18 protein-coding genes and 1 pseudogene are annotated in these 21,201 nt (G+C 72.3%); 10 read left to right on the forward strand and 9 right to left on the reverse strand.

The features are described 5' to 3' along the window. Positions 1–90: 90 nt before the first annotated feature. A complete protein-coding gene (locus tag K3769_RS02465; RefSeq protein WP_267024736.1) occupies positions 91–1,236 on the reverse strand; it encodes an aminoglycoside phosphotransferase family protein in 1,146 nt (381 codons plus the stop codon). A gap of 232 nt (positions 1,237–1,468) precedes the next feature. Between K3769_RS02465 and K3769_RS02470 the strand changes: the two genes are divergently transcribed. Then, on the forward strand, positions 1,469–2,968 hold the full coding sequence (locus K3769_RS02470) for a DNA-binding protein NsdB (RefSeq protein ID WP_267024737.1): 1,500 nt from the start codon (positions 1,469–1,471) through the stop codon (positions 2,966–2,968). 39 nt (positions 2,969–3,007) lie between these two features. Here K3769_RS02470 and K3769_RS02475 read toward each other — a convergent pair whose 3' ends face one another. Next, on the reverse strand, positions 3,008–4,480 hold the full coding sequence (locus K3769_RS02475; RefSeq protein WP_267024738.1) for a PP2C family protein-serine/threonine phosphatase: 1,473 nt from the start codon (positions 4,478–4,480) through the stop codon (positions 3,008–3,010). A gap of 372 nt (positions 4,481–4,852) precedes the next feature. Here K3769_RS02475 and K3769_RS02480 point away from each other — a divergent pair. Beyond that, positions 4,853–5,062, forward strand: a pseudogene (locus tag K3769_RS02480) (hypothetical protein); the annotation flags it as partial. Positions 5,063–5,093: 31 nt separating this feature from the next. Here K3769_RS02480 and K3769_RS02485 read toward each other — a convergent pair. Beyond that, entirely contained in the window at positions 5,094–6,188 is a 1,095-nt protein-coding gene (locus tag K3769_RS02485; protein WP_267024739.1) for a baeRF3 domain-containing protein, read from the reverse strand. Between the two features lie 97 nt (positions 6,189–6,285). Further along, on the reverse strand, positions 6,286–7,929 hold the full coding sequence (locus K3769_RS02490) for an alpha/beta hydrolase (protein ID WP_267024826.1): 1,644 nt from the start codon (positions 7,927–7,929) through the stop codon (positions 6,286–6,288). A gap of 361 nt (positions 7,930–8,290) precedes the next feature. On the opposite strand from K3769_RS02490, the gene K3769_RS02495 reads away from it, so the two are divergent. Further along, positions 8,291–9,010, forward strand: a complete 720-nt coding sequence (locus K3769_RS02495; protein WP_267024740.1) for a chaplin — start codon at positions 8,291–8,293, stop codon at positions 9,008–9,010. A 155-nt stretch (positions 9,011–9,165) separates the two neighbouring features. Here K3769_RS02495 and K3769_RS02500 read toward each other — a convergent pair whose 3' ends face one another. Beyond that, the gene (locus tag K3769_RS02500; RefSeq protein ID WP_267024827.1) at positions 9,166–10,269 is read right to left on the reverse strand and encodes an acyltransferase family protein; all 1,104 of its coding nucleotides are present in this window, start codon (positions 10,267–10,269) and stop codon (positions 9,166–9,168) included. A gap of 198 nt (positions 10,270–10,467) precedes the next feature. On the opposite strand from K3769_RS02500, the gene K3769_RS02505 reads away from it, so the two are divergent. Further along, positions 10,468–11,247, forward strand: coding sequence for a GNAT family N-acetyltransferase (locus tag K3769_RS02505; RefSeq protein ID WP_267024741.1), 780 nt, complete (start codon positions 10,468–10,470; stop codon positions 11,245–11,247). Between the two features lie 332 nt (positions 11,248–11,579). Here K3769_RS02505 and K3769_RS02510 read toward each other — a convergent pair whose 3' ends face one another. Next, a complete protein-coding gene (locus K3769_RS02510) occupies positions 11,580–11,846 on the reverse strand; it encodes a GlsB/YeaQ/YmgE family stress response membrane protein (protein ID WP_267024742.1) in 267 nt (88 codons plus the stop codon). Positions 11,847–11,980: 134 nt separating this feature from the next. Beyond that, the gene (locus K3769_RS02515) at positions 11,981–12,538 is read right to left on the reverse strand and encodes a GNAT family N-acetyltransferase (RefSeq protein ID WP_267024743.1); all 558 of its coding nucleotides are present in this window, start codon (positions 12,536–12,538) and stop codon (positions 11,981–11,983) included. A gap of 558 nt (positions 12,539–13,096) precedes the next feature. Here K3769_RS02515 and K3769_RS02520 point away from each other — a divergent pair. From K3769_RS02520 to K3769_RS02545, 6 genes are all read left to right on the forward strand, one after another. Beyond that, complete coding sequence (locus K3769_RS02520; RefSeq protein WP_267024744.1) at positions 13,097–13,867, forward strand: ArsR/SmtB family transcription factor; 771 nt, start codon at positions 13,097–13,099, stop codon at positions 13,865–13,867. A 208-nt stretch (positions 13,868–14,075) separates the two neighbouring features. Next, positions 14,076–15,362, forward strand: coding sequence for an NAD(P)/FAD-dependent oxidoreductase (locus K3769_RS02525; protein WP_267024828.1), 1,287 nt, complete (start codon positions 14,076–14,078; stop codon positions 15,360–15,362). After that, positions 15,356–16,144: a DUF1365 domain-containing protein gene (locus tag K3769_RS02530; RefSeq protein ID WP_267024745.1), complete on the forward strand. Its 789-nt coding sequence runs from the start codon at positions 15,356–15,358 to the stop codon at positions 16,142–16,144. Before K3769_RS02525 ends, K3769_RS02530 begins: the two co-directional genes overlap by 7 nt. Beyond that, the gene (locus tag K3769_RS02535; protein WP_267024746.1) at positions 16,141–17,409 is read left to right on the forward strand and encodes an SAM-dependent methyltransferase; all 1,269 of its coding nucleotides are present in this window, start codon (positions 16,141–16,143) and stop codon (positions 17,407–17,409) included. Before K3769_RS02530 ends, K3769_RS02535 begins: the two co-directional genes overlap by 4 nt. Next, positions 17,406–18,716 (forward strand): class I SAM-dependent methyltransferase, encoded by a 1,311-nt coding sequence (locus tag K3769_RS02540; RefSeq protein WP_267024747.1) that lies wholly within the window; start codon positions 17,406–17,408, stop codon positions 18,714–18,716. The genes K3769_RS02535 and K3769_RS02540 overlap by 4 nt, the downstream gene beginning before the upstream one ends. Then, positions 18,713–19,519, forward strand: a complete 807-nt coding sequence (locus tag K3769_RS02545) for a DUF1295 domain-containing protein (protein ID WP_267024748.1) — start codon at positions 18,713–18,715, stop codon at positions 19,517–19,519. Before K3769_RS02540 ends, K3769_RS02545 begins: the two co-directional genes overlap by 4 nt. Before the next feature lie 79 nt (positions 19,520–19,598). Here the strand turns inward: K3769_RS02545 and K3769_RS02550 are convergent, their stop codons facing one another. Both K3769_RS02550 and K3769_RS02555 read right to left on the reverse strand, forming a co-directional pair. Further along, entirely contained in the window at positions 19,599–20,351 is a 753-nt protein-coding gene (locus K3769_RS02550; RefSeq protein ID WP_267024749.1) for an anti-sigma factor, read from the reverse strand. Beyond that, on the reverse strand, positions 20,348–20,932 hold the full coding sequence (locus K3769_RS02555) for a sigma-70 family RNA polymerase sigma factor (protein WP_267024750.1): 585 nt from the start codon (positions 20,930–20,932) through the stop codon (positions 20,348–20,350). Before K3769_RS02555 ends, K3769_RS02550 begins: the two co-directional genes overlap by 4 nt. Between the last annotated feature and the right edge of the window lie 269 nt (positions 20,933–21,201).

A 21,201-nucleotide genomic window follows, 5' to 3' on the forward strand; every position in this document is an offset into this window, starting at 1 on the left:
GGAGTGGACCTCTGATGAGAGAAGGCCGCGGACACGAAGAAGGCCCGCGGTGCTCCCTGTCCCTGGGCGTACCGCGGGCCTTCGTCCCCGTCAGCGAGTACCGACCGCCGCGCGAACGGCCTTGCGGGCCATCTGGCAGTCGTCGTGCAGCCGCCTCAGCAGCAGCCGCTGTTCCTCGCCGGACGGCGCGGCACCCGGGTGGGCCGGTCCCGGGGCCGCCGGGGCCGCCTCGTGCATCGACCGCTGCACGGCCGTCTCGTACGTACGGATCTCCCTGGTCAGGACGAGCATCAGGTTCACCAGGAACGCGTCACGCGCGGAGGGTCCCGCCGACTGGGCCAGCTGGCTGATCTGCCGCCGGGCGCCGGGCGCCTCCCCGAGGACCGCCCACAACGTCGCCAGGTCGTACCCCGGCAGATACCAACCCGCGTGCTCCCAGTCCACCAGCACTGGACCGGCCGGTGAGAGGAGCATGTTCGACAGGAGGGAATCGCCGTGGCAGAACTGGCCCATGCCCTGGCGGCCCGCCGAGTGCGCGATGCCGTGCACCAGCTTCTGCAGGTCGCCCATGTCCCGGTCGGTGAGCAGTCCCAGCTCGTGAAACCGGGAGATCCGTGCCGCGTAGTCCAGCGGAGCGTCGAACGTCCCCGCCGGTGGCCGCCACGCGTTCAGCCGGCAGATCGCGGCGAGCGCCGCCCTGATGTCCGCGCGGGGCGGTGCCTCCACCGGATGCCGGCTCAACGCCGCCACCCGTCCTGGCATCCGCTCGATCACCAGGGTGCAGTTGTCCGGGTCCGCCGCGATCAGCCGGGGTACCCGCACCGGCGGCCGGTGCCGCACGAACGAGCGGTATGCCGCTATCTCATGCCGGATCCGCTCCGTCCACACGGGGGAGTGGTCCAGTAAACACTTGGCCACCGCGGTGCTGCGCCCGGTCGTACCGACAAGGAGCACGGAGCGTCCACTGCGGCGCAGCACCTGCACCGGCGCGAACTCCGGACAGATCCGGTGCACCGACGCGATCGCCGTGCGGAGCTGGGCGCCCTGGGGGCCGGACAAGTCGAGTCTCCCGCTGAGCGGTGGTGTCCCGAGCCCCGGCAGGCGCCGCGGCCGGCCGGCCCCGAGCACGGGAGGAGCCGCCGCGGGACGCGCGGGGTCGAGGTAGGGGCCGCCGCCTGCCGGACGGGCGTGCAGCGACCGGGGTGGGGCGGACACGGAGGACGATGCTGTGTACATGGGCGAAACAGATCCCTTCGTGTGCCGGCGAGTTGCCGCGCTACCCGCCCCGGTCGCGGCGGTACACCCTGGGGAGTGCCCCTCGGTGACCGGGTCGGGGTGGCGCGTTCCTACCTGACACCCGGCGCCCACTGGCACACCATCTGGCGTGCCCTGGCGAACCCTGGCGAATAGTCGCTCAGCAACTGACAGGCGGTTACTGTCAACTCAGCCGAGAACCTGGGGGCTTGACGTGAGCGGACAACCCAACACCCGACTGTCGGACCTGTTCGGCCTGGCCGGCTGGTCCAAGGGCGAACTCGCGAGGCTGGTCAACCGGCAGGCGGCGGCCATGGGCCACCCCCAGCTGGCGACGGACACCTCACGGGTGCGGCGGTGGATCGACACGGGAGAGATCCCGCGCGATCCGGTGCCGCGGGTGCTGGCAGCACTGTTCACCGAGCGTCTCGGCCGTGTCGTGACCATCGAGGATCTCGGTCTGGTCCGGCACGGGCGTACGGGGAAACGGCAGGGCGACGGGAGTGCGGGACATCCCGACGGTGTGCCGTGGGCGCCCGAGCGGACTGCCGCGGTCCTCACCGAATTCACGGGAATGGACCTCATGCTCAACCGACGCGGCTTGGTGGGCGCGGGCGCCGCGCTCGCCGCAGGATCCACGATCAGCAGTTCCATGCACGAGTGGCTGCACACCGATCCGGCCCTGGCGGCCGACGCCCCTGACACCGACCATCTCCTGCACGCCGACCCCGCTGGGCTCGACCGCTACGAGGCCGCACCCATCGGGTCGCAGGAGATCGAGGAACTGGAGCGCTCGGTCGAGGTGTTCCGGGCCTGGGACGCCTCCCGGGGCGGCGGCCTGCAGAGAAAGGCCGTCGTAGGACAGCTCAACGAAGTGGGAGGAATGCTCTCCTACCGCCACCCCGACCATCTGCAGCGGCGCCTGTGGGGCGTCGCCGCCAACCTCGCCGTCCTCGCGGGCTGGATGTCGCACGACGTCGGCCTGGAGCCCACGGCGCAGAAGTACTTCATCATCGCCGCGCACGCGGCCCGGGAAGGCGGTGACCGGCCCCGCGCCGGCGAGGCGCTCTCCCGGGCGGCCCGTCAGATGGTCCACCTGGGACGGCCCGACGACGCGCTCGACCTCATGAATCTCGCCAAGTCGGGATCGGGTGACGAGGTCCTGCCGCGCACGCAGGCGATGCTCTACACCATCGAGGCCTGGGCGCAGGCGTCGCTGGGCAAGGCCCAGGCCATGCGGCGCACCCTCGGCGAGGCGGAGGACCTCTTCGTCTCGGACAAGGGCGACGTGCCGCCGCCGAGCTGGATGCAGCTCTTCGACGAGGCGGACATGCACGGGATGCAGGCCCTGGCCTACCGGACGCTGGCGGAGCACGACCCGGCCGCGGCCGTGGTCGCGCAGCGCCACGCCAAGGAGGCCCTGGCGCTGCGGGAGAAGGGCCGGGACCGCTCGAAGATCTTCGACCATCTCTCGCTCGCCTCCGCCTGCTTCATCGCCGACGACCCCGAACAGGCCGACCGGTACGCACGCCTGGCCCTGACGTCGATGGGATCGAACTCCTCGCATCGCACCTGGGACCGGCTCCGGGAGATGTACCGGCTGACGGGGCAGTACTCCAGCTATCCGAAGATCCACGACCTGCGTGAGGAGATCAAACTGTCGCTGCCCAAGGGCTCGTTGAAGCCGAGGCGCGCCAACGGCGCACAGGCGTAGGGGGTCTGCGCGGAACACTCGGCACACTCACACTCATACTCAGGCGGACACCCGGGCGATGAGTACGCAGGCGTCGTCCTCGCGTTCCGTCGCCCCGAACTCCTCCACCACTGTCCGGACGCAGTCCTGGGCGCTGCGGGCCTCCTGGAAGCGGGGGGCCAGGTCGAGGAGACGGCTGACGTCCGCGGTGCTCTCCACCGTCCCGGTCGCGTCCGGGCGGGGGCGACCCCACCGCGGGGGGACCAGTCCGTCGGTGTGCAGGAGCAGCAGGTCGCCCGGTGCGAGGGGGACTTCGGCCTGTCCGTAGACGGCGCCCGAGGTGGCGCCGAGGAGGACGCCGTCCGGCGGCGCCAGCATGCGCCCCGTCCCGTTGCGGAACAGCAGCGGGGCGGGGTGTCCGGCCTGCGCCCAGACGAGGGTCCGGCTGCCGGGCCGGTAACGGCAGCACACCGCGCTGCCCAGGGCGGGCTGGACCGAGGCGTCGAGCAACTGGTTGAGCCACCCCATGAGCCGACCGGGTTCGGTACCCGCCACGGCCATGCCGCGCAGCGCCCCGAGCAGCATCGCCATGCCCGAGGTGACGGCGACGCCGTGGCCGGTGAGGTCGCCGACGCTCAGCAGCGTCTGTCCGTCGGGCATGTCGAGGGCGTCGTACCAGTTGCCGCCGATCAGCGAGCTGGTCGAGGAGGGCAGATAGCGGGCGGCCAGGTCCAGAGTTCCCGGGCCCCGTCGCGGAAGCGGCGGGGCGCCGCGCCACGGCGGCAGGACGGCTTCCTGCAACTCGACGGCCAGGCGGCGTTCGGTCTGTGCGGCCTGCCGTTGACGCTGCAGCGAGTCACGGGTCTCGCTGACGGTCCGCTGACTGCGGCGCAGTTCGCTGACGTCCCGCAGGACGGCCCACATCGAGGCGGTGCTGCCGTCCGCGTCGAGCACCGGTTCGCCCATCATGTGCACGGTCCGTACGCCGCCGTCGGGCCGGACCATGCGGAACTCCCCGTCGATCGGTCTGCCGTCGATCAGACAGTCCGTGACCATCGAGGTCAGCCTCGGCCGGTCCTCGTCGAGGACGACGGAGGGCAGTTCGTCGAGGGTGAGCGGGGGAGCGGCGGGGTCCCTGCCGAGGATCTGGAACAGTTCACCCGACCAGGTCGCCTCGTCCGTCAGCAGGTTCCACTCGGCACTGCCGACCCGGCTGATCAGCGAGCCACGCCCGGGGGACGCGGGGGGCACGGCCCGTACGGCGGAGGGCGGCGCCTCCGGCTCGGCGGGGACGGTCGAGGGGCCGTCCCGCAACTGCGCCAAGTGCGCGTCGAGATCGTCGAGTTGATGTACGGCCAGGTCGCACAGGGCGCGCTGCCAGCGCCCCTCCGGGTCCGTGCCGTCGGCCGGCGCGTCGCGTCGTACGGCGTCCATGTCGCCCCGGAGCCGGCGCGTCTGCGAGATGAGCGCGTCGACCGAGCCGCGCGGGGGCGGCTGGGCGGCAGGGTGGTCCGCCGAGAGATGGGACGGCATGACGTACTCCGATACAGGCACGGTACGACCAAGGCAGAGGAAGGACCGTTACGACTGTTGCACAGCCCGCGACGCGCTGTAAGGGATTCGGCAACACACGACACGGTGGTGCCATTGGCACGTGCCACCGTCCTGGCTGGGGTACCTGACCGGGGCGGATCCCGTACGCGGATCGACGTTCGAGGCGTACTCAACTCGGGTGAGCCGAAGGGGTGCGACTCACCCGCGATCCACCCCTGCCGGCCGCAGCACGGCGTCCAGCCCCCCGAACCGCACCCGGGGCGGCCCCGACGGGCAACACATAGGCACGCGGCCCGGCCTCCGAGACTCCACCGTCCTTGACCGGATGGTCGTCCACTCTCGCGATGCCCTCGTCGGTCAGTCCTGCTGAACCACTTCCTCACCGCCGACGGCGGCAGCCGTCTCGACGCGGGCGTGATCAACACCCGCCGTGCCGTGCTGGACCGGGCGCACGCGTGCGAGAGGCAGAGGGGCGCACCGGTCAACTTCGTCGCCGTCGACTACCTGACCGTCGGAGACGCGAAGGGCGCGGTGGACCGGCTCAACGCGGAGCGCGACTGAACCCGGTCCACGGGCGCCCGACCGGGTCCGCTCAGTAGCGGAGCACCGCCGCCATGCCCTGCGCGTCGGCCAGTGTCCCGTCCGGCACGAAGCGCACCTGCGCCCCGGTGTCCAGGCACTGCTCGACGATCTCGTCCACGATGTCGTGCCGGGCGTCGAGATCGTCGCCGTCGGCCGGGACGAGATGGCCGCCGCCGTCGCGTACCGTCACGCGGTGGTTCTCCTCGACGGCCAGCAGGCGCACGCGGCCGGCGGTCGCGTTCTGCCACAGCTCGTCGACGCCCGCCGCGTACGCCCGGCGCCCCCTGGCACTTTCCAGCTCGGTCGTCACGGCGTCGATGGTCCGGACGTCCTCGGCCGCGACCACCGGCCGGACCGCCTGCCACACGGCCTCGGCCCCGGCGTGCCCGAGACCGCCGTGCGGGACGTGGAAGGCGTCCTCGGCGGCGGTGCCGACCTCGCCGAGGAGCGCGAGCGCGGCCTTCTCACCGGCGACGTACAGGGGTCGCGGGGTGGAGCGCAGGACAGCGGCGAGGGCGGTGTCGGCGTCCCGCAGGAAGCGGCGCGTCTCCTCGTCGGTGAAGGTGCTCGGCACATCGCCGACCCGTTCCTCACGTTCGACGTCCTGCGGTTCCAGGCTCCGCGTCAGCGGGAACCCCGCCAGGTCGGCCGGCACGACACGTTCTCCGGCACCGCTCCACAGCGCGACCCGGTCGGCGGAGACCGTCAGTACCCAGTACGGGCTCTCGGCGGCCCGGGCGGCGACGAGGTTGCGGGTGAGGAACGTGTCCGACAGGACGACGCGCTCCGGAACGGTCCTGGTCAGCGACCACACCTGATGCTCACCCGGAGCCGCGAAGATCGCGAGGCCGTCCTCGGAGTGGCTCAGATCGACCTCGGCCAGTGCCTGCTCGAGCTGCTCGACGACGTCCGTCCGCCGCTCGCGGGTGACCGCGGGGTCGGCTTCCAGCCGCTTCTTCGCCTCGGCCAGCACATTGCGCAGCCGGACGGGATCCTGCGCCTTGTCGGGCTCCCTGCGATGGGTCGGCGTCAGCACCGACACCGCCGGGTAGGGCCGCGGCCTGCGCAGCTCGGTCAGAGTGTCGGAACTCAGCACATGTTCCATAAAGGCACCTTAGAACCGAATCGAGGCCGTGGCATTCGGAGGAACCCGGCCGGGAGACCGCGGTGGCCGGCGCGTACATCGCGTGGCGGTCCGTGCCTCACTCCTCCGAGCCGCACGAGCTGCCGTCGGCGGGCAGCCGCCCGTACAGCAGGAAGTCGTCGATCTTCCGGTGCACGCACTTCGAGGACGAGTAACCGGTGTGGCCCTCGCCCTTGTTGTCGAGGACGACAGCCGACGGGCCGAGCCGTTCCGCGGTCTCCGTGGTCCAGCGGTACGGCGTGGCGGGGTCGCCGCGGGTGCCGACGAGGAGCATCTTCGGGGTGTCGACGTCCCGCACCTCGTCGCGGATGTACGAGGTGCCCTTGGGGCGTCCGTAGCACATCAGGGCCTGGGCGAGCCGGTACCGGCCGAAGACCGGTGACGCCTGCTCGTACGCGGCACGCAGCCTGCCGAAGCCGTCGACGAGCTGGTCGGCGGTGGGCCGGTCGGGGTCGTCGGCGCAGTTGACGGCCATGAGCGCGGCCGGAAGGTTGTCGAGCGGGATCTCCCCCTCGTCGACGAGACCGCCGTCCTCGCGGGGGGAGTCCGGACGGAGGAGGCCGCCGCTGGGGTGTGAGCCGCCGCCCACGAAGAACCCCATGATGCCCCGCGTGTCGCCGTCCTGGACCAGCGAGGTGAGCGCGTGTGACAGGGCCGGCCACAGCTCCTTGCTGTAGAGGGCCTGCCCTATCGCGCCCACGAGGTCCTGGCCGGAGAACGGAATGCCGAAGTCCGACGGCACCGGGTTCTCGTCCAGCGAACGGATCAGCCGCAGCACCTCCTCCCGCGCCGAACGCGAGTCCTGGCCGAAGGCGCAGTTGACGTCCTCCGTGCACCAGTCGAGGAAGTCCTCCAGGGCGGTCTGCTGGCCCTGGGCGCCGACGATGCCCTGCTCGCTCAGCGGTTCCGTGAGGGTGTCCACGCCGTCCAGGACCATGCGGCCGGTCCTGTCGGGGAACTGGGCCGCGTACACCGCGCCCAGCCGCGTCCCGTACGAGAAGCCGAGGTAGTTGAGCTTCTTGTCGCCGAGGGCCGCGCGCATCACGTCGAGGTCGCGCGAGGCGTCGACCGTGCCGATGTGCGGCAGCACCGGCCCGGAGTGCTCGGCGCACTCCGCGGCGAGCTCGCGCAGCACTTCGAGAGCGGCCCGCGGATCGTCGCTCTCGTCCACCTGCGTCTGGGCCCGCGCCCGTGCCTCCCCCTGTGCCTGGGCCTCCGTCCCGGCCCTGGTCTCCGCGTCGGGATCGGGGGCCTGCGTTCCCTCGTCCGAGCCCTCGCCGCAGCTGACCGGTGAGCTGCGGCCGACGCCGCGCGGATCGAAGGTCACCACGTCGTAGCCGTTCGTGAGACCCATGAAGTCCTCGCCGCCGTCGGCGAGTTCGCCGACCCCCGGGCCGCCGGGGCCGCCGAAGTTCAGCAGCACCGAGCCCCTGGACTTGCCGGTCGCGCGGAATCTGGCCATGGCAAGGTCGAGCGTTCCGTCGGCCGGGTTCGCGTAGTCGACGGGGACGGTCACCTTCCCGCACTGCAGGCCGTCGGGCAGCCCGTCACCCGGACAGGCCGACCACTTGATCGTCTGGTCGTGGAAGCGGGACAGGTCGGGTCGGTCGGCGGCAGCCGCGGCCACCGCCGGCAGCCCTGCTCCCAGCAGGGCCAGCGACATGGCGCAGGTGAGGGCACGGCGTCGGCGCGTTGACAGCATCAGGCCTCCCGGGACGCCCCGGCCCGCGGCCGGGATTTTCCCCTCGACCCCCTCGATCACGATAAGGGGGCACCTGGGGGCACGCCTCCGGGCGAGCGGGGCGTCGGCAGGGGCCTTGTCCTGCGCCGCCGTCACCGGCACCGCCTCAGCCGCCGCCGGCTCGACAGCCGCCTGCTGGGCTGCCGCCGGCTCGACATCCGCCTGCTGGGCCACCGCGTGCTCGGTCACTGCCCGCTCATCCGCAGTCGATCGTCCGCTCGAAGAGGGCGTTTGCCGGATGAGCCATAACCTGCGCGGTTTGCCCGCGTTTAAAACGATGCGGGCGCCTGCTCGCGATCATGTCCTGGAAGGCAGGGAACCTATGAAGCGGGTTGCCCGAAGTGGTTTGATCATCGTGGCCGCCGCCTCCGGCGCCGTGGCCGTGACCATGCCGGCGTACGCGGACTCCGCGGCCGACGGCGGCACGGCCCACTCGCCCGGGGTGATCTCCGGCAACACCATTCAGCTCCCGGTGGACGTACCGGTGAACGCGTGCGGGAACACCGTGAACGTGGTCGGGCTCCTCAACCCGGCGGCGGGCAACAGCTGCGCCAACGAGGGCGATGGCGCAGCAAGCGCGCACGACGGTGGCGCGGGCGCGGTGGCCGAGGGCGCCGAGAAGGACTCGCCGGGCCTGATCTCCGGCAACGGCGTGCACCTCCCGGTCCAGCTCCCCGTGAACGTCACCGGCAACTCGGTGAGCGTGGTCGGCATCGGCAACCCCGCCGTCGGCAACGAATCCTCGAACACCTCGGCACCGGGGCCGCAGCTGCCGGAGAAGCCGTCCGGATCGAAGCCGCCCCAGCCGTCGAAGCCGCCCGTGGCCCCGGCCGACCCCGCTGATCCGGCCGACCCGGTGGAGGCCGAGGGACCGCAGATCCTGCCGCAGGCGGTCCCCAGGGCCGCCCTGGCCTCGACCGGCACGGACCTGATGGGCCCGACGGTCGCCGCGAGCGCCGCGCTGATGCTGGGCGGGGCCGCGCTGTACCGCCGCTCCCGGCCCGCCGCGGCTCAGCGATCGGGCCGCCGGGACGGACGCTGACCTTGCGCCCGCGGTCGCGCACCGGCCGGAGCCGTGGCCCGGACCGGCGCCCTGGTCCGGACCGGCGCCCTGGTCCGGACCGGCGCCCGGGTCCGGACCGGTGCGCGCCGCGCTGACCCCCGACGGCCTTGTGGGGTCTCCCGGGCCGCGCTTCTTCACCCAGGTCGGCCGGGTCGGGCGCCCTTGGAGGTCTGCCCCGTCCCGGCCTCCTCGCGGGAGCGGAACATCCACTCCATGCGGGGCTCGACGGCGAACCGGAACACCGTGCGGACCGGCGCGGAGCACAGCGCGGTGATGAGGCCCACGGCGGCCACGGTGACGGCCAGTTCGCCGAGCGCGGTGTGCAGCCAGGGGTGGTCGTACCAGTCCCAGAAGCGGGACGCCTTGATCACGAAACCGTGCAGCAGATAGCCGTACATCGTGCCCGCGCCCAGCGCCGTGCACCACAGGTGCCGCCCGGGAACCCAGGACAGGAAACAGGCCGTCAGGACCAGGGCGAGGCAGAACAGCGCCGGAGTGCTGAAGAGCCCCACCCAGTTCGGCGCGCCCTGACCCGTGACACTGCCCCGGTGGTAGAGCCAGCCCGCGCTGAACCAGGGCGCCACCAGATACGCCGTGAGCAGCGCCGCCGCGGCCACCGGCAGCGCGAGCAGCCGTACGCGCCAGGTCCGCAGCCGCTCGAAGTGCTCGGCTCGCAGCGTCAGCCCGAGCACGAAGAACGGCAGGAATCCCAGCACCCGCTGGATGGAGATGTCCCCGCCCAGATCCGGTGAGACGGCGGCCAACACCGCCAACGCCAGGGCGACCGGCACCGGGTGACGCAGTGTCAGCCACAGCGGCGTGGTGATCCGCCAGATGAAGAGCGCGAGCAGGAACCACATCACGTACCAGGGGTCCAGCAGACTCAGCGGATAGCCGGGATCGTCCTGCGCCCACCGGTAGAACAGCGTGTACGCGGTCTCGAAGACCAGATACGGCACGACGACGCTGGTCAGGAGCCGCCGCACCCGGCCCGGCGCCATGTCGAAACTCCGCGAGAAATAGCCGGAGACGAGGGCGAACGCGGGCATGTGGAAGGCGTAGACGGTCAGATACGCGGCGGTCGCGAACCGGCTCCCGTGGGTCAGGGGCTCCCAGGCGTGGCCACAGGCCACCAGCACGATGGTGAGGTACTTCGCGTTGTCGAAGTACGGGTCCCGGCGGGCGGACGCCGCCCCGGGGGCGGGCGTGGACGCGGTGGGGCTCGCCCGTGGCGCTATGGGCGCGGGGACCGACAGATCGTGCGACACCACATCTCCTGGCCTCGGTGGCGGTGAGCCGATCTCTGCCGCCTGCCCCCTCACGTACGGCTCAGTCGTGCCCCGCGTTCGTTCGTACGAACGAGGACCGCGCGGACGCAAAGGCGCGGCACCCGAAACTCCGTTGCCCGGTTGTTCCGCGGATGCTGGAGTGGCGGGATGGATCACACAGCGGTACTGGCACTCTTCGACCGGGACATGCGGGAGAACGCGCGGCCTTTCGGCATCGACTCCGTCGTGGAGCGCGTCGGCGGGGTGGTCCGGCACGTGGGTACGGAGCAGGGCTGGAACGGAGTGCTCTGGTCGGACCTCACCGAGGCCGACGCGGACGCGGCGATCGCCGGACAGATCCGCCACTTCGCGCAGCTCGGCCGCGAGTTCGAGTGGAAGCTGTACGGGCACGACCGGCCGCACGATCTGGGGCAGCGCCTGCTGGCCGCCGGCTTCACCCCCGAACCGGCGGAAACCCTGATGATCATCGAGGCCGGTGAACTTGATCTCGACGCCGAGGCGCCGCCGGGAGTCGAGCTGCGGCCTGTCACCGACGCCGCCGGGGTCGGGCTCATGGCCGACGTCCACGAGAAGGCCTTCGGCACGCCCGGCACCGGGCTGCGCCACCAGATGCTCGCCCTGCTCGACGAGGCCCCGGAGACCGTCGTCGCGGTCGTGGCCCTCGCCGACGGCGTTCCGGTCAGCTCGGCCCGGATGGAACTCGTCCCCGGCACGCGGTTCGCCGGGCTGTGGGGCGGCGGCACCGTCGAGGCGTGGCGGGGCCGCGGCATCTACCGCGCCCTGATCGCCCACCGAGCCCGGATCGCCGCCGACCGCGGCTACCCCTACCTCCAGGTCGACGCCTCCGACCAGAGCCGCCCCGTTCTCCAGCGGCTGGGTTTCGCCCCGCTCACCACGACCGTCCCGTACGTTCACGCGGCGCCCTGACCGCGCGGGGGAAGGGGGCCGAACAGCCCTCGGTGCGGGCCGGGCGGCCCCGGGCGGCGGGAAGGGCCGCGTGGCACGCTGCGGGAGACGGGACCCACCGTCCCGGGATCGGCCTCCCGCGCCGCCACGTATCTCCCGCACAGGGCGACGCACGGTCGAGGCCGTGGGTCCGCCGATACGAAGGGGAGGGCGTGTCGGCGGACCCGGAGACCGGCCGGACGTGACGCAGACGTCCTGTCACCACATCGCACGCGGCGCCACTCCGAACCACTTGCGCGCCCCCGCGATCCGCTCCGAACCGCGTGCGGCGTGCCGCACGCGGTCCGTTCCCGTCAGCGGCGGCCCGCCTTCGACCGGTCGAGCGCCGCGACTCCGAGCGCCGCGAGTCCGATCTGAATCAGCCACTCGATCCAGTCCACCCCGTTGGTGTCGCCCACGTCGAACGCGTGGGCGAGCGCCGAGCCGATGAGTGCGGCCACGATGCCGACCGCGATCGTCCACAGGATGCCGATCCGCTGGCGGCCCGGAACCACGAGCCGGCCCAGCACGCCGATGACAATGCCGATCACGATGGCACTGACGATGCCCGCTATCTCCATCTCAGCCCCTCTTCGTCGTACTCCCTGCGCAGTCGTACTCCTTATACCCAGCTTGCCCCTTGGAGCCGAGGGCAGTCCGAGCCGTTCTCCGTTCTCCGTTCTCCTTTCTCCCTTCTCCGTCCCGTCGCGGACGCTCAGGGGGCGTTGGTGAGACTCCATGTCCGCAGGGTGATCTCCCGCCCTCGTGACATCCGTAGAAGAGGCTCGTCGTCGGTGAGGACGAATCCGGCGCGCAGGGCGACGGCCGCGCTGGCCGCGTTGGCCTCCTCGATGCACAGCACCACCCGCCGGGCGCCCGTGTGACGCAGGGCGTAGGAGGAGAGCAGCCGGACGGCGCGGGAGGCGAGACCCCGGCCGCGGTGGGCCGAGCCGACTCCGTACGCGATCTCGGCGTCCCGTTCGTCGGCCTTGCTGGGGAACAGCAGCACCTCGCCCCGAGCCAGGCCGCCGTCCGTGGTGATCGCGAGCTGCACCTTGCGTCCCTGGGCCCGGGCCCCCTGCGCCTCGGCGAGGTAGACCCGTGCCGCGGCCGGGTCGAACGGTGAGGCCACCGGCGTCCAGCGGGCCATCTCGGGGTCGTCGTACAGCGCGATGAGCGCGTCCAGATCGTCCTCGGACCATTCGCGCAGGTGAACTCCCTCTCCTTCTAGCCGGAGGGACGAGGGGGCGTCGAGTGTCAGCGGACTGTCCATGAGGTGATCCTGCCCCGCGCGCGGGTGGGCGGCCAAGGGCGCGTGCCCCGCGCTCACCCCCTTCTGGTGCGCCCCAGGCCGTCGAGGCGCGGGCCGGGAGCGTTCGCGCGGCGTACGGACTCGCGGCTCACGGGCCCGGAATCGCCCTGGTGGAGGGCCCATTGCGACGTTTCGACGCACTCCGGGAACGTCTCACGGCGCATCGCCGACGCTAGGGGCGCGAGTGGTTCGGCGACGGCCGGGGCGCGGTGCGGATCGTTGTCCGGAATCCGCTCCCGCCACGCGTCGGCCCGGGCGCGCGAGGCGCTCGCGTGCACCGGCCCCGGCGGGAACGAGCGCGGGCGCAGACGGTCGAGGGACGGTCGAGGAACGGGATTCCCCCGTGTGCGTCGGCGAAGTCGAGCGCGACCGCCGACCCGTCGCCGACAGTCGGCAGCCGTCGATCGCGACCGGCCTCCTCCGATTGACATGCAGGCGAATGACTGCATAACTTTGAGTGTGCGATCGAATGAGGGAACAGAGGCGGAGAGTCGGCCGGGCCCGGACCGGGGTCCGCAGATGGACCAGGTCTTCAAGGCGCTGGCCGACGGGACGCGCAGACGCCTGCTCGACAGGCTGCACGAGCACGGCGGACAGACGCTGGGAGAGCTCTGCGAGCACATCGACATGACCCGCCAGTCGGTGACCCAGCACCTGTCCGTACTGGAGGCGGCCAACCTGGTCAGCACGGTGCGGCGGGGCCGGGAAAAGCTGCACTACCTCAATCCCGTACCGCTCCACGAGATCCAGGAGCGGTGGATCGACAAATTCGAGCGTCCGCGCCTTCGCGCGCTGAGCGCACTCAAGCGACGAGCCGAGGAAGCCATGACCGACAAGCCGACATTCGTGTACGTCACCTACATCGCCAGTACGCCGGAGAAGGTCTGGGACGCGCTCACCGACGCCGATCTCACCGCCACCTACTGGGGCCACAGCAACGTCTCCGAGGACTGGCTCCCCGGCTCCCGATGGGAGCACCGGCGTACGGACGGAACCGGCGTCGCCGACGTCGTCGGCACCGTCGTGGAGAGCGAGCGGCCCACCCGCCTGGTGGCCACCTGGGCCTCGCCCGAGGAGGAGGGGCAGGAGGACAAGCACTCCAGGGTCACGTACGACATCCGGCCGCACGGTGACATCGTCCGGCTCACCGTCACCCACGAGGACCTGGCCGACGAGACCGCGGTCCAGCAGGTCTCCCTCGGCTGGCCGGCGGTGCTGGCCAATCTGAAGTCGCTGCTGGAAACCGGAAAGCCGCTGCCGCAGGAGCCGTGGCTGGTGCCCGAGCACTGAGCTCGGAGGGCTGGGTGAGGGCCGCGCGTCGGCCGGTCCACGGCGCCGCGCACGCGGACCGGCCGGCCGTCCTCCATCCGCAGGCCACCCGGCCAATCCACGCACGTCGCAGCTTCGGAATACCCACGACGACTCCGAGTGGAGACGGCTGGGAGGAAGCACGATGGCAGCAGCGTCACAGGACGCCACGGCGGGGGACGGGGAGGGCATAGCCGGGCGGACCAGGCGCACGGCGGTCGTCGGCTCGGGGGTCGCCGGACTCACCGCCGCGTACATCCTCGGACGTACGCACCCGGTGTCCCTGTACGAGGCGGACGAGCGGCTCGGCGGACACGCGCACACCCATGAGCTGACCTCGTCGGACGGCCGGTCACGCCGCGTCGACTCCGGCTTCATCGTGCACAACCGCCGCACCTATCCGCACCTGCTCCGGCTCTTCACGGAACTCGGCGTCGCCACGCAGGAGTCGGAGATGAGCATGTCCGTACGCTGCGACGGCTGCGGCCTCGAATACGCGGGCGCGCGCGGCCCCGCGGGACTCCTCGCCCAGCCCCGGAACGCCCTGCGGGGCCCGTACCTGCGCATGCTCGCCGAGGTGCCGCGCTTCCACCGCGCCGCGCGCCGGCTGCTGGCCCGGGCGGACGCGGGCACCGGCGGAGAGGACGACACCCTCACTCTGGGTGAGTTCCTGGCCCGCCGCCGCTTCTCCGCCTACTTCGTCGCCCACTTCATGACCCCCATGGTGTCGGCGGTGTGGTCCTGTGACGCCGAGACGGCCCAGCGCTATCCGGCCGCGTACCTGTTCCGGTTCCTGGCCAACCACGGAATGCTGTCGATCGGCGACTCGCCGGCCTGGCGCACCGTGACCGGCGGCTCGCGCGCATACGTCGACCGGGTCGCCGAACACATCGACGCGGTGCACACCTCGACCCCGGTCCGCGCGGTCCGCCGGTACCACGACCGCGTCGAGATCACCGCCGAGGACGGCACCACCGGCATGTACGACTCGGTGGTGCTGGCCGTCCACCCCGACCAGGCCCTGCGGCTGCTGGCCGACCCCACCCGGCAGGAGAAGGACGTGCTCGGCGCGTTCCGCTACTCCCGCAACACCACCCTCCTGCACACCGACACCTCACCCCTGCCGCGCGCCCGTGGGGCACGCGCCTCCTGGAACTACCTGATGCCGTCGTGTGCCGCGGGCGCCGACCGGGTCCGGGTCAGCTACGACATGAGCCGCCTCCAGCGCCTCGACGCACCCGAGACCTACGTCGTCACCCTGGGCGGTCTCGACCGCGTCGACCCGGACCAGGTCCTGGCCCGCATGGTGTACGAACACCCCGTCTACACCCCCGAGTCGGTGGCCGCCCAGCGGCTGCTCCCCACGCTGAACACCGCCGTCACCGCCTACGCGGGCGCCTACCACGGCTGGGGCTTCCACGAGGACGGCTGCCGTTCCGGCGTGACGGCGGCGGAGGCACTGGGGGTGACATGGTGAGCCCCGCACCCGCCTCCCGACCCGGTACCGGCCCGTCCGCGCCCCGCCCGGGCACGGTCACGCCCGCCCTCTACCCGTGCACGGTCACCCATGTCCGTACGTCCCCGACCCGGTACTCCCTGCGCCACCGCACCTACCTGTGGCTCATCGACCCCGACCGGCCGCCCGAACTGCCCTGGTACGTCCGCCCGTTGGCCAGGTTCGACGCCCGCGACCACTTCGGTGGCGGCGCGCCGACGATCCGCGCGGGCCTGGACCGCTTCCTCGCCTCGCAAGGTGTCCATCTCGCCGGCGGCCCCGTGGTGATGCTCGCCCACGCCCGCGTCCTGGGCCATGTCTTCAACCCGCTCAGCCTCTACTGGTGCCACGACCCCGAGGGCGAACTGCGCTGTGTCGTCGCCGAGGTCCACAACACCTACGGGGAGCGGCACAGCTATCTGCTGACCCCGGACGAGGCCGGCGTGGCGCGCACCGACAAGGAGTTCTACGTCTCGCCGTTCTTCCCCGTCGACGGCGCCTACCGCATGCGCCTGCCCGCGCCGGACGGCCGCCTCGACCTGAGCGTGCGGCTGGAGCGCGAGGGCGGCCGGCCCTTCACCGCGACCGTCCACGGCACCCGCCGCCCCGCCACCCGGGGCGCGCTGGTGCGCGAGGCCCTGCGCCACCCGTGGTCCACCGCGGCCGTCTCGGCCGCCATCCGCGTCCACGGCATACGCCTTTTCCTGCGGGGACTGCCCGTCCAGCCCCGCCCGCGACACCGATCACAGGAGAGTGCCGAATGAGGACAGCGGAGCCCGGCTCCATCGCCGGACGGCGGATGGACGTGAACCCCGAGCTCTGGCCGGACGTGGCCGACCGGCCGGGCGCCTCGCGCGCCCGGACCGCTGTCACCCGGGCCCTGGTGCGCAGAGCGCTCGAACGGCTGCCGCTGCGCGTCCGGTTCCCCGACGGGACCCAGTTCGGCGCGGGCGGACCCCTCGTCGAGATCCACGACCCGGAGGCGTTCCACCGCCGCATCGGCACCCAGGGACTGATCGGCTTCGGCGAGTCCTACATGGCGGGGGAGTGGGACGCCCCCGACCTGGTCGCCGCGCTCACCGTGCTGGCCGGCAGCCTGCCGGAGCTGATCCCGGCACCGCTGCAGCGACTGCGCGGACTGTGGGCACCGAAGCAGCCGGGCGCCCAGCGCAACACACCCGGCGGCGCCCGCGACAACATCAGCCGCCACTACGACCTGTCCAACGACCTGTTCGCCCTCTTCCTCGACGACACCCTCAGCTACTCGGCGGCCCTCTTCCGGGGCTTCCCCGCCACCTGGCCGCTCCTCGCCACCGCACAGCACCGCAAGATCGACCGGCTGCTCGACCTGGCCGAGGTGGGCGAGGGCACCCGGCTCCTGGAGATCGGCACCGGCTGGGGCGAACTCGCCCTGCGCGCCGCCGCCCGCGGAGCCCACGTCACCTCCCTCACCCTCTCCCACGAACAGCGCGACCTGGCCCGCGAGCGCGTCCGCGAGGCAGGCCACGCCGACCGGGTGTCGATCGAACTGTGCGACTACCGCGAGGCCACGGGAACGTACGACGCCGTGGTGAGCGTCGAGATGGTCGAGGCGGTCGGCGTCGAGTTCTGGCCCGTCTACTTCCGTACGATCGACGCCCGCCTCGCCCCCGGAGGGCGCGCCGCCCTGCAGGCCATCACCATGCCGCACGAGCGGATGCTGGCCGCCCGCCACACCTTCACCTGGATCCAGAAGTACATCTTCCCCGGCGGCCAACTGCCCTCCGTGGAAGCGGTGGAGGAGACCGTCCGCGACCACACGCGGCTGGCGGTCACCCGCCGCGACGCCCACGGAGCGCACTACGCGGAGACCCTCCGGCTGTGGCGCGAACGCTTCACCGACCGCGCGGACGAGGTCGACGCCCTCGGCTTCGACGAGACCTTCCGCCGGATGTGGACCTTCTACCTGTCCTACTCGGAAGCCGGATTCCGCTCCGGCTACCTCGACGTCCAGCACTACCTGTTCACGAAGGAGAGCACGTCTCGATGAGTACCGCCCGCCCCGAACGGACCGGGGCCGCCCACCGGCTCGCCGCGCTGGCCGAGGACGCGCTCGGCGGCCGTCTCCCGGTCCGGCTGCGCGCCTGGGACGGCAGCGAGACCGGCCCCGCCGGCGCCCCCGTGGTCGTCGTACGCTCCCGGCGCGCCCTGCGCAGACTGCTGTGGCAGCCCGGCGAACTGGGCCTGGCCCAGGCCTACGTCACCGGCGAACTCGACATCGAGGGCGACCTCGCACAGGGGCTGCGGGCCATGTGGGGAGCCGTACGCGAACGGGGCGCGCACCCTCCCCGATTCGGCCCGGCCGACCGTGTCAGGGCGGCCGGAACCGCCCTGCGGCTGGGTGCCGTCGGCCCGCGCCCCGCCACCCCCGCCTCCCAGGCACGCCTGCGGGGCGGACTGCACAGCAAGGCCCGCGACCGGGCCGCCATCAGCCACCACTACGACCTGTCGAACGACTTCTACCGGCTGCTGCTCGACGAGACCATGGCGTACTCGTGCGGCTACTGGGCCGGCGACGAGGCCGGCTTCACCGACGCCGACGCCCAGCGGGCCAAACTGGAGCTGATCTGCCGCAAGCTGGATCTCGTCCCGGGCGCCCGGCTGCTCGACATCGGCTGCGGCTGGGGCTCCCTCACGCTGTACGCCGCCGAACAGCACAAGGCGCAGGTCACCGCCGTCACCCTGGCCCGCGAACAGGCCGCGTACATCCGGGAGCAGGTCCGCGAGCGCGGTCTGGAGCACCAGGTCGACGTCGTGTGCCAGGACTACCGCGACATCACGGGCGGCGCCTACGACGCGGTCGCCACGGTCGAGATGGGCGAGCACGTGGGAGACGCCGAGTACCCGGCGTTCGCCGCCGCCCTGCACCGCATGGTCCGACCGCGCGGCCGTGTCCTCGTCCAGCAGATGTCACGCGGCGGCAACGCCCCGGGCGGCGGCGAGTTCATCGAGGCGTACATCGCGCCCGACATGCACATGCGGCCCATGGGACAGACGGTCGGCCTGCTGGAAGCCGCCGGTCTCGAAGTGCGGTCCGTGGAGTCGATGCGCGAGCACTACGTCCGCACGATCGAGGGCTGGCACCGCACACTTGAGGACCACTGGGAGGAATTCGTCCACCTCGTCGGCCGCGAGACCGCCCGGGTGTGGCGGCTCTACCTGGTCGGCGGCGCCCTCGCCTTCGAGGAGGGGCGCATGGGCGTCGACCAGATCCTCAGCACCCGCCCCGCGCCGGGCGGCGACAGCGGAATGCCGCCCTCGCAGCGCTCCTGGTACACCGCCCTGGACGCACGGTGAACGGCTTCCCCTGGGCGGCCTTCGCCCAGAACCTCGCCTACGCGGCCGGCGCCGCGCTGACCGTCATGCTCGTCACCTTCGCCGTCGCCGTCCGCAAGGGCCTGCACCGCGTGGTGGACGTGGCCTGGGGGCTCGGCTTCACCGCCGTCGCCCTCGTGTCGTTCCTCGCGTCCGCCGGAGAGGGCGACGAGGGGCGACGCCTGCTGGTCACCGCACTGACCGCGGTGTGGGGGCTGCGCCTTGCCGGGCACATCGCCTGGCGCGGCCGTGGCCACGGCGAGGATCCGCGCTACGACGCGATGCTCGCCAAGGCCCCCGGCAGCCGGAACCTCTACGCGCTGCGCATGGTCTACCTGTTGCAGGGCGCCCTGGTCTGGCTGGTGTCGCTGCCGGTCCAGGCCGCGCAGTACGTGTCCGGCCCCCTCAGCGGACTCGTGTGGGCCGGGGTCGTCCTGTGGGCGGTCGGGATGTTCTTCGAGACGGTCGGGGACTTCCAGCTCGCCCGCTTCAAGGCGGACCCCGTGAACCGGGGCCGGATCATGGACCGCGGCCTGTGGAGCTGGACCCGGCACCCCAACTACTTCGGCGACTTCTGTGTCTGGTGGGGACTGTTCCTGCTGGCCTGCGACTCCGGGGCGGCCGTCGTGGTGTCCGTGCTGTCCCCCCTCGTGATGAGCTTCCTGCTCATCAACGGCAGCGGGAAGCCGATGCTGGAGCGGCACATGGCCGAGCGGCCGGGATTCGCCGAGTACCGGGCGAGGACCAGCGGGTTCTTCCCGCGCCCGCCGAAGCGGCGCGGCTGACGTCCAGCGGCCGGCCCACCCACAACTGACTGTGCCGTTCCCTCCCCCGCCGGGGAGAGAACGGCACAGTCGGTCCGGGTCAGGCAGGGAACGTCATCAGGGCGACGGGATCAGAGGTCGGCTCGGCCGAGCCGCCGGCCGGTTCGACGGTGATTCCCATACCGGAGGCCTTGTCCACGGCCCCCTCCAGCAGGACCGCCTCGGCCGTGCGGTGGGAGTCCATCAGCCCGGCGGACCGCATGGTGCCCCCGTCGTTGAACCACAGCTGGTAGACCTTGCCGCTCGGCGGGGCCGCCATGCCCGAGGCGATGAAGACCGCCTCGTCACGGCTCTTGGAGACCACGACCGTGCCGCGGGCCCCGTCCGCCAGTTCGGCGCTGCTCGTCCTCGCGTCGGAGGCGGCCAGCACCGACGCGATCGCGTCCGTACGCCGCTCCGACTGCCGTGCCTGCTCGTTCGCGTCCTGCGCCCGGTCGTACTGCCACACGGTCGTGCCGCCGAACGCGGCCACCCCGGCCAGACAGGCCGCGAGCGCCCACCGGGACAGCCGGCGCGCCCGGGTGCCGTCGCCGGTGGACCGGGCCAGGGGTGCGACGCGCGGGCCGTCCTGGCGGACCGTCGTGATCCGCCGCATGACCCGGCTCTTGAGCGCGGCCGGCGGGGAGGCGGAGACCGCCAGACCGAGCCGGGCCGCGGTCTCGCGCAGTTCGAGCGCCTCCTGCGCGCAGGCCTCGCAGTCCGCGGCGTGCCGTTCGAAGGCGCCCCGCTCCTCGTCGGAGAGCGCGTGCAGCGCGTACGCGCCCGTCATCGTGTGCAGGTCGGCCGTGCTCACGCGGTCACCCCCAGGCAGTCACGCAGGCGGATGAGACCGTCGCGCAGCCGGGTCTTGACCGTGCCGAGCGGCAGGGCCAGCGACTCGGCCACCTCGCGGTACGTCATGCCGCGGTAGTACGCGAGCGTCACCGACTGACGCTGCAGTTCCGTGAGTGTGCGCAGACAGCGTCGAACCTGTTCGCGTTCCAGCCGGGCTTCCACCTGTTCCGTCACCTCGTCGTACTCGGGGGCGTGGTCGAGCAGGGCCGCCCTGTGCTCACGTGCGGCGGAGGCCTCGACCGAGCGGACCCGGTCGACGGCACGCTGGTGGGCGAGTGTGAGCACCCAATTGATCACCGAACCGCGTTCGCTCCGGTAGCGGGCGGCGGACCGCCACACCTCGACCAGTACTTCCTGGGCCACCTCCTCCGACTGGGCCTGATCGCGCAGCACGCCGCGCACGACGCCGATGACGGGGCCCGCCACGACGTCGTAGAGCCCGGCGAAGGCCTGCTGGTCACCGAGGGCGACACTGCCCATCAGGTCCTGCAGATCCGGTTCGGCCGAGGGGTTCTTGCCGATGTGCACGGCTTCTTTCACGACGGGGTCCTCCGGGAGGCGAGCTTCGTACGGCTGGAATCCGTTGCCGGGGCGGCGGCGGATTGGTCGGAAGCGGATCTCTTCTGTCCGTCTGCCCGCCGGGAGGTGTCGGCAGAAGCCCGAGTCCGGGGCGCCGCCCATGGTTCAGGACGGCGCCCCGGACCGCTGGACCGTACCGACGGGCCGAACGCCGGCGCGGCCTCTCCTCCCGGGACAGCCGACTGCCCCGGGAGGAGGGTCCGTGAGGAGTGGCGTCACGGCTGCCCGTG

Origin of the sequence: Streptomyces ortus (assembly GCF_026341275.1) — a bacterium.
In the GTDB taxonomy this organism is placed as follows: Bacteria; Actinomycetota; Actinomycetes; order Streptomycetales; family Streptomycetaceae; genus Streptomyces; species Streptomyces ortus.

Excerpts from the sequence above, each read along its gene's own strand:
- K3769_RS02465 (WP_267024736.1), bottom strand. The coding sequence starts at position 1,236 with ATGTACACAGCATCGTCCTCCGTGTCCGCCCCACCCCGGTCGCTGCAC.
- K3769_RS02535 (WP_267024746.1), top strand. The coding sequence starts at position 16,141 with ATGAGGACAGCGGAGCCCGGCTCCATCGCCGGACGGCGGATGGACGTG.
- K3769_RS02495 (WP_267024740.1), top strand. The coding sequence starts at position 8,291 with ATGAAGCGGGTTGCCCGAAGTGGTTTGATCATCGTGGCCGCCGCCTCC.
- K3769_RS02540 (WP_267024747.1), top strand. The coding sequence starts at position 17,406 with ATGAGTACCGCCCGCCCCGAACGGACCGGGGCCGCCCACCGGCTCGCC.
- K3769_RS02510 (WP_267024742.1), bottom strand. The coding sequence starts at position 11,846 with ATGGAGATAGCGGGCATCGTCAGTGCCATCGTGATCGGCATTGTCATC.
- K3769_RS02485 (WP_267024739.1), bottom strand. The coding sequence starts at position 6,188 with ATGGAACATGTGCTGAGTTCCGACACTCTGACCGAGCTGCGCAGGCCG.
- K3769_RS02475 (WP_267024738.1), bottom strand. The coding sequence starts at position 4,480 with ATGCCGTCCCATCTCTCGGCGGACCACCCTGCCGCCCAGCCGCCCCCG.
- K3769_RS02520 (WP_267024744.1), top strand. The coding sequence starts at position 13,097 with ATGGACCAGGTCTTCAAGGCGCTGGCCGACGGGACGCGCAGACGCCTG.
- K3769_RS02490 (WP_267024826.1), bottom strand. The coding sequence starts at position 7,929 with ATGCTGTCAACGCGCCGACGCCGTGCCCTCACCTGCGCCATGTCGCTG.
- K3769_RS02515 (WP_267024743.1), bottom strand. The coding sequence starts at position 12,538 with ATGGACAGTCCGCTGACACTCGACGCCCCCTCGTCCCTCCGGCTAGAA.
- K3769_RS02530 (WP_267024745.1), top strand. The coding sequence starts at position 15,356 with ATGGTGAGCCCCGCACCCGCCTCCCGACCCGGTACCGGCCCGTCCGCG.
- K3769_RS02505 (WP_267024741.1), top strand. The coding sequence starts at position 10,468 with ATGGATCACACAGCGGTACTGGCACTCTTCGACCGGGACATGCGGGAG.